The 14,722-nt window shown below is 73.6% G+C and carries 10 protein-coding genes, 1 tRNA gene and 2 pseudogenes; 5 read left to right on the top strand and 8 right to left on the bottom strand.

The annotated features are described in order from the left end of the window. Positions 1-245 precede the first annotated feature (245 nt). Positions 246-3,506, top strand: coding sequence for a formate dehydrogenase (fdh, locus tag AXW62_RS11695; RefSeq protein ID WP_174556381.1), 3,261 nt, complete (start codon positions 246-248; stop codon positions 3,504-3,506). A gap of 64 nt (positions 3,507-3,570) precedes the next feature. Here fdh and selD read toward each other — a convergent pair whose 3' ends face one another. Next, positions 3,571-4,596, bottom strand: a complete 1,026-nt coding sequence (gene selD / locus AXW62_RS11690; protein WP_060944444.1) for a selenide, water dikinase SelD — start codon at positions 4,594-4,596, stop codon at positions 3,571-3,573. A 130-nt stretch (positions 4,597-4,726) separates the two neighbouring features. On the opposite strand from selD, the gene AXW62_RS43860 reads away from it, so the two are divergent. After that, positions 4,727-4,820 (top strand) — tRNA-Sec (locus AXW62_RS43860). 34 nt (positions 4,821-4,854) lie between these two features. Here the strand turns inward: AXW62_RS43860 and AXW62_RS11685 are convergent. Continuing rightward, positions 4,855-6,627 (bottom strand): annotated as a pseudogene (locus AXW62_RS11685) (SelB domain-containing protein); the annotation flags it as partial. 4 nt (positions 6,628-6,631) lie between these two features. After that, positions 6,632-8,023 (bottom strand): L-seryl-tRNA(Sec) selenium transferase, encoded by a 1,392-nt coding sequence (selA, locus tag AXW62_RS11680; RefSeq protein ID WP_079115573.1) that lies wholly within the window; start codon positions 8,021-8,023, stop codon positions 6,632-6,634. Positions 8,024-8,420: 397 nt separating this feature from the next. On the opposite strand from selA, the gene AXW62_RS11675 reads away from it, so the two are divergent. Then, positions 8,421-9,005: a hemerythrin domain-containing protein gene (locus AXW62_RS11675; RefSeq protein ID WP_030837527.1), complete on the top strand. Its 585-nt coding sequence runs from the start codon at positions 8,421-8,423 to the stop codon at positions 9,003-9,005. Positions 9,006-9,127: 122 nt separating this feature from the next. Here the strand turns inward: AXW62_RS11675 and AXW62_RS11670 are convergent, their stop codons facing one another. Continuing rightward, entirely contained in the window at positions 9,128-9,367 is a 240-nt protein-coding gene (locus AXW62_RS11670; RefSeq protein ID WP_030837529.1) for a DUF2630 family protein, read from the bottom strand. A gap of 203 nt (positions 9,368-9,570) precedes the next feature. Between AXW62_RS11670 and AXW62_RS11665 the strand changes: the two genes are divergently transcribed. Next, positions 9,571-9,957 (top strand): TraR/DksA family transcriptional regulator, encoded by a 387-nt coding sequence (locus AXW62_RS11665; protein WP_060944442.1) that lies wholly within the window; start codon positions 9,571-9,573, stop codon positions 9,955-9,957. Positions 9,958-10,098: 141 nt separating this feature from the next. Here AXW62_RS11665 and AXW62_RS11660 read toward each other — a convergent pair whose 3' ends face one another. After that, on the bottom strand, positions 10,099-11,313 hold the full coding sequence (locus AXW62_RS11660; protein ID WP_060944441.1) for a CaiB/BaiF CoA transferase family protein: 1,215 nt from the start codon (positions 11,311-11,313) through the stop codon (positions 10,099-10,101). Between the two features lie 174 nt (positions 11,314-11,487). On the opposite strand from AXW62_RS11660, the gene AXW62_RS11655 reads away from it, so the two are divergent. Continuing rightward, positions 11,488-12,735, top strand: a complete 1,248-nt coding sequence (locus AXW62_RS11655) for a PP2C family protein-serine/threonine phosphatase (RefSeq protein ID WP_079105391.1) — start codon at positions 11,488-11,490, stop codon at positions 12,733-12,735. Between the two features lie 77 nt (positions 12,736-12,812). Here AXW62_RS11655 and AXW62_RS47065 read toward each other — a convergent pair. From AXW62_RS47065 to AXW62_RS11645, 3 genes and pseudogenes are all read right to left on the bottom strand, one after another. Beyond that, a pseudogene (locus tag AXW62_RS47065) lies at positions 12,813-13,073 on the bottom strand (hypothetical protein); the annotation flags it as partial. Next, a complete protein-coding gene (locus tag AXW62_RS11650) occupies positions 12,989-13,612 on the bottom strand; it encodes a bifunctional 4-hydroxy-2-oxoglutarate aldolase/2-dehydro-3-deoxy-phosphogluconate aldolase (protein WP_030837539.1) in 624 nt (207 codons plus the stop codon). The gene AXW62_RS11650 and the pseudogene AXW62_RS47065, both read right to left, overlap by 85 nt. After that, positions 13,609-14,361: an IclR family transcriptional regulator gene (locus AXW62_RS11645; protein ID WP_060944440.1), complete on the bottom strand. Its 753-nt coding sequence runs from the start codon at positions 14,359-14,361 to the stop codon at positions 13,609-13,611. The genes AXW62_RS11650 and AXW62_RS11645 overlap by 4 nt, the downstream gene beginning before the upstream one ends. Positions 14,362-14,722 lie beyond the last annotated feature (361 nt).

Below are 14,722 nucleotides of genomic sequence, written 5' to 3'. Positions count from 1 at the left end.
GTTCAGCCGGGGCGGCGGGGAGGAGGTGGCCCATTCCAGGGTGTGACCGCCCCACGGGTCGTCCGGGGCCTGCTCGGCGCTCCAGGCGGCGCGCGGGCCCGGCCGTCAGGCGCACACCGCCCAGCCGGCCCCGGCGGCGGGCGGCAGCCGCCACTTCGGCGTGAGGCGACTGAGGTGAGGCGACTGAGCGGGCCGGGACGGGGTATTCGGGGAGGGCACCGAGCACCGTCGAAGGGGCAGACATCATGGGCGTACGCACATGGATCGCCTCCTGGCCGGTATACCGCCAGCTGAAGGGGACGGACCCGCTGGGCCGCGGGGCGGCCGCGAAGAGCGGCGCCACCGCGCGGCTGACTCCCCGGATCGCCACGGCGGACCGGGTGGTGAAGTCGGTCTGCCCGTACTGCGCGGTGGGCTGCGGCCAGCGGGTCTATGTGGAGGACGACCGTGTCACCCAGATCGAGGGCGACCCCGACTCCCCCGTCTCCCGCGGCCGGCTGTGCCCCAAGGGCTCGGCCAGTCTCCAGCTGACCACCGGCGGCGCCCGCGAGCATCACGTCCTCTACCGGCGCCCGCACGGCACCGGGTGGGAGCGCCTGGACCTCGACACGGCCATGGACATGATCGCCGACCGGGTGATCGAGGCGCGCCGGGCGGGCTGGGAGTGGGAGGTCGACCAGACCCGCACCCGGCGCACGCTCGGCTTCGCCAGCCTGGGCGGGGCCACGCTCGACAACGAGGAGAACTACCTGATCAAGAAGCTGTTCACCGCCCTGGGAGCCGTCCAGATCGAGAACCAGGCGCGCATTTGACACTCCTCCACCGTTCCCGGTCTGGGAACCTCGTTCGGCCGCGGCGGCGCGACCACCTTCCAGCAGGACCTGCAGAACTCCGACTGCATCGTCATCCAGGGCTCCAACATGGCCGAGTGCCATCCGGTGGGGTTCCAGTGGGTGATGGAGGCCAAGGCCCGCGGCGCCAAGGTGATCCACGTCGACCCGCGCTTCACCCGCACCAGCGCGCTGGCCGATCTGCATGTGCCGCTGCGCGCGGGCTCCGACATCGCCTTCCTCGGCGGGATCATCAACCACGTCCTGGGGAACGACGCGTACTTCCGCGACTACGTCGTGGCGTACACCAACGGCCCCGTGGTGCTGCGGGAGGACTTCCGGGACACCGAGGACCTCGACGGTGTCTTCTCCGGCCTCGCCACCGACACCCGCAGCTACGACAACAGCACCTGGAGTTATGAGGGCATGGAGGTGCGGGCGGCCTCCGGTGAGCGCGACCGGAGCACCCACGACCGCACCGACGGCGGGCGGACGGTGGCCGAGGCCGCGCGTGGCGAGGCCCACGGCGCCGGCGGCGCCGAGGTCGGCGAGGGCGAACCCGAGCGGGACGAGACGCTCACCCATCCGCGCTGCGTCTTCCAGGTGCTCAAACGCCACTACGCCCGCTACACGCCCGAGGTGGTCGAGCAGATCTGCGGCGTCCCGCGGGACCTCTTCCGCCAGGTGTGCGAACTGGTCACGGAGAACTCCGGACGCGACCGCACCACCGCCTTCGCCTACGCGGTCGGGTGGACGCAGCACACGGTGGGCGTGCAGTACATCCGCGCGGCCGCCGTCCTGCAGAGCCTGCTCGGCAACATCGGCCGGCCCGGTGGCGGCATCCTCGCCCTGCGCGGGCACGCCTCCATCCAGGGCTCGACGGACATCCCCACCCTGTTCAACCTGCTGCCCGGCTACATCCCGATGCCGCACGCCCACCAGAGGCAGGACCTGGACGCCTTCGTGCGCGCCGAGGCGGCCCGCAAGGGCTACTGGGGCAACATGCGGTCCTATCTCGTCAGCCTGCTCAAAAGCTACTGGGGCGAGGCCGCCACCGCCGAGAACGACTTCTGCTTCGACTACCTGCCGCGGCTCACCGGCTCGCACTCCACCTACGAGACCGTCATGTCCCAGCTGAAGGGCACGTGCAAGGGCTACTTCCTGTTCGGGGAGAACCCCGCGGTCGGGTCCGCCAACGCCAAGCTGCAGCGCCTGGGCATGGCCGGCCTGGACTGGCTCGTCGTGCGGGACTTCTCCCTCATCGAGTCCGCCACCTGGTGGAAGGACGGCCCGGAGATCGAGACGGGCGAGCTGCGCACCGAGGACATCGGCACCGAGGTGTTCTTCCTGCCGGCCGCCGCGCACACCGAGAAGGACGGCAGCTTCACCAACACCCAGCGGCTGCTGCAATGGCACCACCAGGCCGTCGAGCCGCCCGGCGAGGCGCGCAGCGACCTGTGGTTCATGTACCACCTGGGCAAAAGGATCCGGGCGAGGCTGGCCGGGTCGGCCGATCCGATGGACCGGCCGCTGCTCGATCTGACCTGGGACTACCCCACCAAGGGGGAGCACGCCGAACCGGAGGCGGAGGCGGTCCTGGCCGAGATCAACGGCCACGACGCCGACGGCCGTCCGCTCACGTCCTATGAGCAGCTGGCCGGCGACGGCTCCACGGCCTGCGGCTGCTGGATCTACTGCGGTGTCTACGCCGACGGCGTCAACCAGGCCGCCCGCCGAAAGCCCGGCACGCGGCAGAACTGGGTGGCGGGCGAGTGGGGCTGGGCCTGGCCGGCCAACCGCCGCATCCTGTACAACCGCGCCTCGGCCGACCCGGACGGCAAGCCGTGGAGCGAACGCAAGGCCCTGGTGTGGTGGGACGAGGAGCGGGCGCGGTGGTCCGGCCACGACGTCCCCGACTTCACCCCCGGCAGGCCCCCCTCCTACCGGCCGCCGCCGGACGCCACCGGCGGCGCGGCGCTGTCGGGCACCGACCCGTTCATCATGCAGGCCGACGGCAAGGCGTGGCTGTACGTACCGTCCGGCCTCACCGACGGCCCGTTGCCCACCCACTACGAGCCGCAGGACTCGCCCTTCCCCAATCTGCTGTACCGCCAGCGGCGCAACCCCGTACGGCATCTGCTGCCGCCGCACCCGGACAACCGCTACCAGCCCAGTGGCGGCGAGCCGGGTTCGGAGGTGTTCCCGTTCGTCGCCACCACCTACCGGCTCACCGAACACCACACCGCGGGCGGCATGTCCCGCTGGCAGCCCTACCTGGCGGAGCTGCAGCCGGAGTTCTTCTGCGAGGTCTCCCCCGAACTCGCCGCCGCACGCGGCCTGGACCACACCGGATGGGCGACGATCGTCAGCGCCCGCGGGGTGATCGAGGCGCGGGTCCTGGTCACCGACCGGATACCGCCGCTGACCGTGCACGGGCGCACCCTGCACCAGGTCGGCCTGCCGTACCACTGGGGGCCGAACGGCTACAGCACGGGAGACGCGGCGAACGAGCTGCTGCACCTGTCCCTCGACCCCAACACCCACATCCAGGAGACCAAGGCGTTCGCCGTCGACATCCGGCCGGGACGCCGTCCCAGGGGGCCGGCCGCCGTGGAGCTGGTACGGGCCTACCGGGCGCGGGCCGGCATCGACGAGCACACCGGCACGGAACCCTGAGCCCCCGCGGTCCGGCCCGGCTCCTGCCGCGGACGACCCCGGTGCGGCCCGCCCCGGTACGGCCTCACCGGAGGACCACGGAGTGCCGCCCCTTCGGGACCAGCTCCCCCACCACCGGCGCTCCGGGCACCTCCCCCGCCACCAACAGCCCCCCGGAGGTCTGGGCGTCGGCCAGCAGCAGCCTGGTGCCCGCGTCGGTGTCCCCGAAGTCGGTGAACGGCGCCACCCACTCCAGGTTCCGCCGGGTGCCACCGCTGACGTACCCCTCCCGGACCGCCTCCCGCGCCCCGTCGAGGTACGGCACGGCGGCCGTTTCGACCACCGCGGTCACCCCCGAGGCCCGCGCCAGCTTGTGCAGATGGCCGAGGAGGCCGAAGCCGGTGATGTCGGTGGCGCAGGTCGCGCCGGCCTCCAGCGCCGCGGCGGACGCGTCCCGGTTGAGCGCCACCATCGTGGCCACCGCCTCCTCGAACCTCTCGCCGGTGGCCTTGTGACGGTTGTTCAGCACCCCCAGGCCGAGGGGCTTGGTCAGCGACAGCGGCAGGCCCGGCCGGCCCGCGTCGTTGCGCAGCAGCCGCGCCGGATCGGCGAGGCCGGTGACGGCCATGCCGTACTTGGGCTCGGGATCGTCCACACTGTGCCCACCGCCCACCGGGCAGCCCGCCTCGGCGGCGACCGCGAGCCCGCCCCGCAGCACCTCGCGGGCCAGGTCGAACGGCAGCACCTCGCGCGGCCAGGCCAGGAGGTTGACGGCGAGCACCGGGCGGCCGCCCATCGCGTACACGTCCGACAGGGCGTTGGCCGCGGCGATGCGGCCCCAGTCGTACGGGTCGTCCACGACCGGGGTGAAGAAGTCCGCCGTGGACACCACCGCCTGGGCCGGGCCGCCGCCCCGGGCGGGCAGCGTGACCACGGCGGCGTCGTCGCCGGTGGCCAGCCCGACGAGCAGCGGGCTGTCGCCCGCGGTCGGCTGCGGCCCGGCCAGTCCGCTGAGCACGTCCTCCAGTTCGCCGGGCGGGATCTTGCAGGCGCAGCCGCCGCCGTGGGCGAACTGGGTGAGCCGTACGGGGGTCCGGGGTGTCGTGGTCACGCTGGTCCTCTCGGTCGATGGTGGCCCGCCCGCCGGGGACGGGGCGGGCCGGGGCGGGTTCTCGCGGGCGGACGCGACGCGCTGTGGTGCGCCGCGTGCCCCCGGCCCTCCGGTAGCCTGAGCGGGCGTTGGAGGCGTGTGGGTGCCTGGTGGCCCTCCCGGTCTTCAAAACCGAGGTGCCCGAGGATCTCGGGCAGGCGGGTTCGATTCCCGTCCGCCTCCGCTGTCCGTACCGGCCCGGCAGCGCCGGCGCTGGTCGTCCACGCGTTCGGTGAGTCCCCGCGCGTCGAGGTACTCCAGCAGGGGTACGGCCACCCGGCGCGTCGTGTCCAGGGCCCGGCGCGCCTGGCTGAGGGTGAACGGCTGCGGAAGTCCGCGGAGCACTTCCGCGGCCCGGACGTCCGCTCCCGGCAGCAGCACGATGCCGTCGCCGACCCGCAGCAGCGCGCCGGCCGCGACCGCGGCGGCCACCGTCCTGCGCGTCAGTCCCAGCTCGGTCAGCCGGCCGGCCTCGGGGGCGCGGAACGGTGCCCGCCGCAGCTCTCGCCGCACGGCGTCGACGGCCGCCCGGACCGGCGGCGGCAGGGTGGGCCGGACGTCTTCGCCGGCGTACAACCGCCCCTGGTCGCGGCGCACCCTCCGCGAGGCCCCGGCGAGGCCGTCGACCAGGGAACGGTCGGGCAGGCCGAGCAGGCGGCGGGCCGCCTCCGCGGTCAGCCCCGGCTCCAGCGGGTGTTCGACCCGCTGGCGTTCGACCTCGGCCTCCAGGCGGTCGCGCAGTGCCGCCCAGTGGGCCGGGTCGGCCAGCCACTCCCCGGCCACCGGCGCGGTGGCGGCGGGCACCCCCATGGCCTCCAGCTCCGAGCGGCGGACGAGCCCGCGGCGCCGCAGTTCCGCCGCTCCGTCCGGGCGGCCGGTCATGCCCGCCAGCTCCGCCGCCCGCGCCCGGGCCGCCCCGCGCCGGGTCAGCCGGGGCGGGCGCACGTCCAGGACGGTCATCCCGCACGGCACCCGCCGCCCGCCGGGTTCCCGCAGCACCCCCCGGTCGCCCACCCGCAGCGGCAGCCTTCCGGGCAGGGTCAGCCGGGCCGTGTCCTCGCCCAGCGGGCGCACGGTCACCGGCACCGCGGCGGTCCCGATGTGCAAGGTGACCGCGCGGGGCAGGTCCCGGGCCGGCGTCCGGTGGACCCGGACGTCGATCAGGCCGGTGAGCAGCCAGCGGCCCGGCGTCAGCAGCACCTGCCCCCGGCCCAGAGCGGCCTCGGCCGCCCCGTGCACGTTGACCGCCACGCGCGCCACCCCGCTGACGGCGGACCGGTCCTCGCGCAGGCACTGCAACCCGCGTACCCGCAGCGCGGTCCTCCCGTCCCCCGCCACCAGCCGGTCGCCGACGGCCAGGGTGCCCGCCCCCAGGGTGCCCGTGACGACCGTGCCCTGACCGCGCACGGTGAAGGCGCGGTCCAGCCACAGCCGTACGTCGGCGTCGGCCGGCGGAACCGGCAGCGCGCGGCCCAGCCGGGCCAGGGCGCGGCGCAGTCCGTCCAGTCCGGCGCCGGTCACCGCGCTCACCGCGACGGAGGGCACGGTGCCGAGGCACGTCGCCCTGATGCGCTCGACGGCGTCCGCCCGCACGGGCCCGGGATCGGCCAGGTCGCTGCGGCTGACCGCGAGCACGGCGTGCCGCACCCCGAGCGCGTCCAGGATCTCCAGATGCTCCTGCGACTGCGGCTGCCAGCCCTGGTCCGCGGCCACCACGAACAGCACGGCGGGCACCGTGCCGACGCCGGCCAGCATGGTGGCGACGAACCGCTCGTGTCCGGGCACGTCCACGAAGGCGATGTGCTCCCCGCCGAAGCCGCCGGTCCCGTCGGGGCGTCCGCGCGGATCCAGACGAGTCCATACGAACCCGAGGTCGAGGGTCAGACCGCGGCGCCGCTCCTCCTTCAGACGGTCGGGCTCCATCCCGGTCAGCGCCCGCACCAGAGCCGACTTGCCGTGGTCGACGTGTCCGGCGGTGGCCAGTACCCGCATGCCCCTACCCTTCCGCGGCCGGGCCCTGGACCGACCGCACGGCCTCGGCCAGCCGCTCGTCGTCCTCCCGCGGCACCGTCCGCAGGTCGAGCAGACACCGGCCCGCCTCCAGCCGCCCCACCACCGGGACCGGACCGGTCCGCAGGGCCGCGGCGTACCGCTCGGGCAGCGACAGCGCGGCGCTGGGCAGCGTCACCCCCGGGGCGCCGCCACCGCCCACCGAGGCGGCGCTCTCGACGGCCCGCGCGTCGATGCCGTCGGCGCCCAGGGCGCGGGCGAGCCGCTCGGCACGGCGGACCAGCCCCGCCTGGCCGGCGGCCAGCGCCACGGCGGTCGGGGTATCGGGACCGGTCAGCGTCGCCTCCAGCGCCGCCAGCGTCAGCTTGTCCACGCGCAGCGCACGGGCGAGCGGATGCCGGGACACGGTCCGCACCAGCTCCTCCTCACCGAGCAGCAGTCCGCACTGCGGTCCGCCGAGCAGCTTGTCGCCGCTCGCGGTGACGAGCGACGCTCCGGCCCGCAGCCGGGTCTCGGCGTCGGGCTCGTCCGGCAGCAGCGGATGGGGGGCGAGCAGCCCGGAGCCGATGTCGACGACCACCGGGACACCGAGAGCGGCCAGTTCCCCGGCGTCGGCGGCACGGGTGAACCCGGTGATGCGGAAGTTGGCGGGGTGCACCTTCAGCACGAAGGCCGTTTCCGGGCCGATCGCGGCGGCGTAGTCGGCGGCGGACGTGCGGTTGGTGGTGCCCACCTCGCGCAGCCGGGCTCCGGTGGACACCAGCAGGTCCGGCAGCCGAAAACCGTCCCCGATCTCCACCATCTCCCCCCTGCCGATGACGATCTCCTTCCCGGCGGCGAGCGCGGTCGCCACCAGGACCAGCGCCGCCGCCCCGTTGTTCACGACATGCGCGGCGGCGGCCGACGGCACCCGCGCACACAGCGCGGCCAGGGCGGTCCGCCCGCGGCGGGCCCGGACCCCGGTGCGCAGGTCCAGCTCGACGTCCGTGGGCCCGGCGGCCTCCTGCACCGCCTGCCGGGCCGCCGCCGACAGCGACGCCCGGCCGAGGTTGGTGTGGAGCACCACGCCGGTGGCGTTGACGACCGACCGCAGTCCGCCAGCCGTACGGGGCAGCAGGGCGACAGCCGTGTCCGCCACCTCCTCCGGCGCCACGGCACCGGCCCGCGCCCGCTCCTGGGCCTGCCGCACCGCCGCCTTCACCATCCCGGACCCCAGCCGGTGCGCGGCCTCGAGCAGCCGCGGATCGCCCAGTACCGCGTCGGTACGGGGAATCCGCCGGCGCAGGTCCGGTACGCCGGGCTCGCGGGGGCCGGTCGGGGCGGGCCGAGTCGCGTCGGTCTGGTCGGCGCTGCCGTCCGTGGTAAGCCGCTGGTCCACGCGGCTCCTCCCTTCCGCCCGTTCTCGTGGCTGTCCGGAGAACGCCCATCGTCTCTCAGCGCTCGGCACCGGCGGCACGACACGCCCAGCGGTCGCGGCCCGGCGCTCGCCCGCTGTCCGTGGCGTGCCGCGGGTGCCGTGCCGTGCCGTGCCGTGGGGTGCGGCGGCGTGGCGTGGCGTGGCGTGGCGTGCACCAGCCGTACGCGTCGGCCACCGGGTGAACCGCGGCGGCGGGCGGCGGGCGGCGCGGACCCGCGCACGGCGAAGAGCGCGCCGGCCCGGATGGCGGAGCACCAGCCGGCCCCGGCGCCGGGGCGGTGGTGCGGCGGTGCGCTGTTTCAGGCCGCTCACAAGGGTGACCCGTGCGGCTCGGAAGAGTCGAGGGAAGGACAGCGCGATGAACAAGGCGGAGATGGAGCGTAAGGAGGCCGCTCGGCTGCCGGAGGGGGACGTGGTGGCGATCCTGCTGGAGCAGCATGCCCGTATCCGGGATCTCTTCGAGGACGTGAAGGCTTCCGAGGGCGTGCACAAACAGCAGGCGTTCGACGAATTGCGCGCCTTGCTGGCGGTGCACGAGACCGCGGAGGAGATGATCGTCCGGCCGGTCGCCCAGGACACCGTCGGCAAGAAGGAGGCCGAGGCCCGCAACCACGAGGAGGAGGAAGCCAACAAGGTGCTGGCCAGGCTGGAGAAGATGGACGTCGCCAGCCCCGAGTTCGACGCGCTGCTCAGGGAATTCGAACAATCCGTGAGCGACCATGCCGAACGCGAGGAGCGCGAGGAGTTCCCCGGAGTGCACTCCGGGCGCTCCGAAGAGCAGCTCAGGAGCATGGGAACACGTCTGCGGGCAGCCGAGAAGGTCGCTCCCACCCATCCGCATCCCTCAGCGGCGGGTTCCCCGGCAGCCCAGTGGGCGGTGGGGCCCTTCGCGTCCCTGGTCGACCGGACGCGGGACGCCATCAACGCGGCCACCGGCGGCTGACCGGACCGGCTGTGCGCGGGACGGTGCCCCGGCCGCCTCGGCCGGTCCGGTCGAGGCAGCCGGGGCCTTTGCTCGCGGAGTCCCTCCGCCGACGCGAGCGGCCCGGGGCCGCGGCGGGCGGTTCACTGCTCGTAGGACTCCACCTCATCGATCGTGCGCGGCCTGGCCTGTTCCGGGTCCTGGCCCGCTTCCGCGGTGGCCCGTCGCCGCCGCAACAGATCCCAGCACTGGTCGAGCTGCCGCTCCACCGCGGTGAGGCGCGTGCGTTCGTCAGGGCCGAGCCCCTTGCCGACGGCCTGGTCCCGGAGCCGGTGCTCCTCGTCCACCAGCGCGTCGATGGTCCGCAGAATGTCGTCTGCCATCTCTTCCTCCGTAGGTCTTCAGCCGTAGCCGTCGGGGCGGCGCCCGGCGGCTCGTTTCCCCGTCCCCGCATAACGGGCGCACGCGATGGGTACCCGCGCCGCGCCTCCGGCCCCGGAAGGCGCGGCCTCCTCGCGGAGTCCACGGCAAACGGTTCACAGGGGCGACTGCCACCCGCCCCCTCGCCCCCCTGGAGAGGAAAACGATGAACAGAAGGCAGCGGAACGTCGGCCCCCTCGCGCCGCAGGAGTTCGAAGAAGCGGTGGCCGCCCTGGCCGACCAGCGGGACCGACTGCGCTCGGAGATCGCCACGGCGGAGAAGGCCGAGTCGGCCGTACGTGACGGCGGCGATCTCGACACCGCGGACGTCAGCACCACGAACGTCGCCATCCAGGAGTTGCACACCCGCACCGAGGACGCGGCGGCCCTTTTGGACCGGACGCTCGCCGCCCTCACCCGCGCCGAACAGGGGACCTTCGGGATGTGCACCCACTGTGGCGCCGCGGTGGGCCGGGAACGGGTGATGGCCCTGCCGCACGCCGAGCTGTGCGTCACGTGCGCCCAGCGGCCAGAGGTGTCCCCGGCCCGGTGACGCGGGCGCCTCGCGTGGCCGCCCGTCCTCGCCGCCGCGGCCGAAGCCCCGAACGGACGGGACGACCATCCGAACGGGTGCCGCCGCGCCGGTGGCGGCGCAGGGGCGGGCAGCGGTCCGATGGCGGTGGGGTCGGCTCCTTCAGGCCGTGGGCTGCGACGGCTCGGCGCCGAGGCCGAGCCATTCCAGGACGGAGGCGGTGTGCTCGCCGACCGCGGGCACGGCGCCCATCGCCGTCTCGCGGGTCTCGTTGAGCATCGGCGGGCGCAGTGCGCGCACCGGGCCGGCCGGTGTGGCGACGCTGCGCACGCGGTCGCGCGCCAGAAGCTGGGGATGCTGGGCGGCGTCGGCGACATCGCGCAGCCGGGCATTGGCGATCCCGGCCGTCTCCAGCAGGTCCTCGACCTCCTCGGCGCTCCGGCCGGCGAGCCGGGTCTCGATCAGGGCCGCCACCTCCTCGCGGTGCTCGACCCGGTCGGAGTTGGTCGCGAACCGCGGGTCCCGTGCCAGCGCCGGATCTCCCAGGATGTCCGAGCACAGCACGGCCCACTCCCGGTCGTTCTGCACCGCGAGGAAGATCTGGCGGCCGTCCCCGGTGGTGAAGGGGCCGTAGGGGGCGATCGCCGCGTGGTGCGCACCGCTGCGCTGGGGAGGTGTGCCGCCGTAGGCGGCGTAGTACATCGGGTAGCCCATCCACTCGGTCAGCGCGTCGAGCATCGACAGGTCGATGTGCTGCCCCGAGCCCGTGTGCTCCCGCTCGTACAGCGCCGCCAGCACGGCCGAGAAGGTGTACATGCCCGCCGCGATGTCCGCCACGGGGATGCCCGTCTTGGCCGGGTTCCCGGGTGTTCCGGTGACCGAGACGACGCCGGTCTCGCACTGCACCAGCAGGTCGTACGCCTTCTTCGCGCGGTACGGCCCGGACGGGCCGTACCCGCTGATGCCCGCCACGATCAGCCGCGGGTGGTCGCCCAGCAGCCGCTCGGCGCCCAGGCCGAGCCGTTCGGCCGCGCCCGGTCCGAGGTTCTGGACGAAGACGTCCGCCCGGGCCAGCAGGCGGCGCATCACCTCGGCGCCGTGCGCGGACTTCAGATCGAGCGCGATGCTCTCCTTGCCGCGGTTGAGCCAGACGAAGTGGCTGGACTGGCCGAGCACGGTGGTGTCGTAGGAGCGGGCGAAGTCGCCGTCCCCCTCCCGCTCCACCTTGATCACCCGGGCGCCGAGGTCGGCGAGGTGCCGGGTCGCCATGGGAGCGGCGACCGCCTGTTCCACCGCGACGACCGTGATCCCGGACAGCGGGAGTGCGGGTGTTCCCGCCGTCCCGTCCGGACCGTGACGGCGCTGTTCCTCGCCCATGACTTCCTCCGGCGTCGGTGCGTGAGGGGCAGGCGACACCCTAGGGGCGGTAACGCACCGGACCACAGATGATGCGTCGGGGCACGACCGGACGACGCGGGTCCGGGCATCGGTCCCGGCGCCGGCGCGTCGGCCGTCCCGGCGGTCGGCGCGTCGGCCGGGAGTAGCGTGGATATGGTGCGGAGTCCCCGCGGGAAGCTGGTGAGCGCCATGCCCGAGCGGGCCCAGGCAGTGCTTCGTCTACTGCGCAGATATCAGACCGTAGCACCCGCTGACCTGCCCGAAGAACTGCGGCGGGAGTACGACTCGCTGCAGATCAGCCACCTGACCATCTACCTCGCCGACCTCCAGCAGAAGGTACTGGTGTCCGTGCCGGACGCCCGGGTGGAGGCGCCGCGCACCGTGCCCATCGACGGGACGCTCGCCGGCTGGGCGTACCGGACGATCTCTCCCCGCATCACCGAGGACACCATGGGGAGTGGGATGGTGTTGTGGCTGCCCCTGCTCGATGGGGTGGAGCGGTTGGGCGTCGTCGCCATACAGGCCCCGTCATTCGACGCCACCACCATGGAGGCGTGCCGCGCCCTGGTGGCCTTGATCGCCCTGATAGCGGTCGACAAGACCGCGCACAGCGATGCCTACACGAAGCGACAGCGCAACGCGCCGATGGCGCTGCCCTCCGAAATGGTCTGGGCGTTTCTGGCACCCCGGACCATCGGGACCGATCGCTTCACCTCGAGCGCCGTGGTGGAACCCGCCTACGACCTCGGCGGTGACGCCTTCGACCACGCCACCTCCGACCACATGCTGCACCTGGGCATCTTCGATTCCATGGGCCACGACCTGCCTGCCGGCCTCACCACGTCCGTGGCCCTCGCGGCCTGCCGTGCCGCCCGCCGCAGGGGCGCGGGCATCACCGAGATGGTGGCCACGATCGACCAAGCGGTGCACGAGGTCTTTCCCGAGCGTTACGTCACCGCCGTTCTGGCGAACATGCATACCAGCACCGGCGGCCTCGAGTGGGTCAACTGCGGCCACCCGGCGCCGATGCTCATCCGCGGACAGGAGGTGCTGCGCGGGGCACTGGATCGGGAAGCCGAGCCTCCGCTCGGCCTGAGAGACATCGAGTCGGACCTGGAGCACCGTGTGCACCGCTTCCAGATGGAGCCCGGCGACAGGATCCTGCTGTACTCCGACGGTGTCACCGAGGCCCGTTCGCCGAGTGGGGACCGCTTCGGCGAGGAGCGCTTCACCGACTTCATCATCCGCGCCATAGCCGCCGGCGATCCCGCCCCCGAGGCGTTGCGCCGCCTGCTGCACACGATCCTGGACCACCACGGCGGCCGACTGGACGACGACGCGACGATCGTGCTCTCGGAGTGGCACCCCCTCCCTCGTCTCCGGGCCATCCCCCAGACATGACCCGCCGCACCCCGGCTGCCCCGTGGCCGATGCCCGGCGCCGGGGTGGTGGAGCCGTTTGACGCCGCCGTGGTGGATGCGTACGTGGTGGGCGGCCCACCGGGTGCGGAACTCGGCGCTGACCGTGGACGGCTCGACGAGGCCGCCGAGGCGTACCGGGCCATGGCCGAGCGCCGCGCCGTCAAGGCCATGCTCACCGTCTGACGGCCCTGCCGCGACCGCCCGCGGCACGCCCGGTCCACGGCGTGCGGGCGTCAGCGCACGGCGCTCACCGCCTCTCGCAGCCGGGGAAGGGCGGTGGGGTCGGCCAGTGCCGACCCCACGGCGACGGCAGCGCATCCCGCCGACAGGAACCCGGCGGCGTTGTGGGCGCTGATGCCGCCGGTGGCGACGAAGCGCACATCGGGGAACGGCGCGAGGTGCGCGGTGATCCAGTCCACTCCGAGCTGCTCCGCGGGGAACGCCTTGAGCCAGGTCAGGCCGGTGGCCGTGGCGTTGGCGATGTCGGTGGCGGTGGCGACGCCCGGCAGATGGGGCAGTCGGGCCCGTGCGGAGGCTTCGACAACCTCCGGATGCACACCGGGAGCCACGGTGAAGGCGGCACCGATCTCCTGGACCTGCCGCAGTCGTCGGGCGGTGGTGACCGTGCCGGCTCCGGCCTGTCTGCCGCGGGCACGGGCGGCTTCGACGGCGGCCTCCAGGGAGGGCAGGGCCGATTCGGACTGCACGGGGATCTCGACCAGTTCGACGCCGAAGTCCCAGGCCCGGCCGCACAGTTCGACGGTGGTGGCCGGGTCCTGGCCGCGGAAGATGCCGATCACCGGGGTGGCGGCCAGGTGCCGGGCGAAGAAGTCGTTGCTGAGGTCAGCGGCGGTCATGGGGTGTGTCCTTTCCAGCCGAGTTCGGCGCTGATCTGCTGGGCGGCCGAGCGGAATTCGTCCACGTGGTTGCGGAGTTCGGCGAGCGAGGCCACCGCGGTCAGCGCGGTGACGGAAACGCCGTGGGTGACCTTGCCCCTGGCGTCGCGGACCGGGACGGCGACGCAGTTGATGTAGTCCTCGTGTTCTCCGTCGTCCTCCGCCCAGCCGCGGGCGCGGGTCTGGTTCAGGTCCGCGACGAGGGACTCACGGCTGGTGTGCGTGGTGTCGGTGAAGCGCTCGAACGTGGCCTGGTCGAGGATGCGTTCCCGGATGGCCGGGGCCTGGTACGCGGTGATCACCTTGGCGACGCCGGCGGTGTGGGTCTGGGCCCGGAGGCCGATGCGGGAGCCCATGGCGACGCTGCCCCTGCCGTCGACCTTGTCGATGTAGACGATGTGGTCGCCGACGAGTTCGCCGAGATGGACCGTGTGGCCGTGTCGTTCGGCCAGTTCCTGGAGGACGGGGTGGGCGAGGGAACGCGCCTCGACCTGGTCGAGAGCGAGCTGGCCGTAGGCGATGAGCTGGAAGCCCATGACGTAGTGCCCGCCGGCGTCCTTGCGGACGAATCCGCCTCCTTCCAGGGTCTGCAGGATGCGCAGGGCCGTCGACTTGTGTACGCCGAGGTGTTCGGCGACATCGTTGAGGGGCCGTGGCTGGTGGGCGACGAAACCGATGATGTCGATGGCGCGGGCGACGGTTTGCGACATGGGAGTGCCTCAGTTCCTGTGCGGGGAGCTGCTGCCGGACTCGTCGTCCAGCAACTGCCGGACTCGTCCTCCAGCAAGGTGATCACGTGCCGGGCCGCGGGGAGTGCCGCCGGGCGGCCGGGCGGTGGCCGCCGTACGGCCAGGCGGTCGGGGCTGGGGTGGGGGGCCCGGCCACCCGGACGGAGTTGCACTCATCGGTCCCGCGTCCGGCGGCCGACCGCCGGATGACGACGGGGTGCCCGCCTCCAAGTGATCTTGTTGCAATATGCGCAACTCCGTAGCAGCATATGCAAAACCTAGGGTGCGCTGCTGAGCATGTCAACGACACGGCCACGCGTATCCACCGCGCGCAGCCCGGACA

This window comes from Streptomyces hygroscopicus subsp. hygroscopicus (assembly GCF_001553455.1).
GTDB lineage: Bacteria > Actinomycetota > Actinomycetes > Streptomycetales > Streptomycetaceae > Streptomyces > Streptomyces hygroscopicus.
The sequence above is the reverse complement of the archived record's forward strand: the minus strand, read 5'-3'. Positions and strand labels throughout refer to the sequence as shown.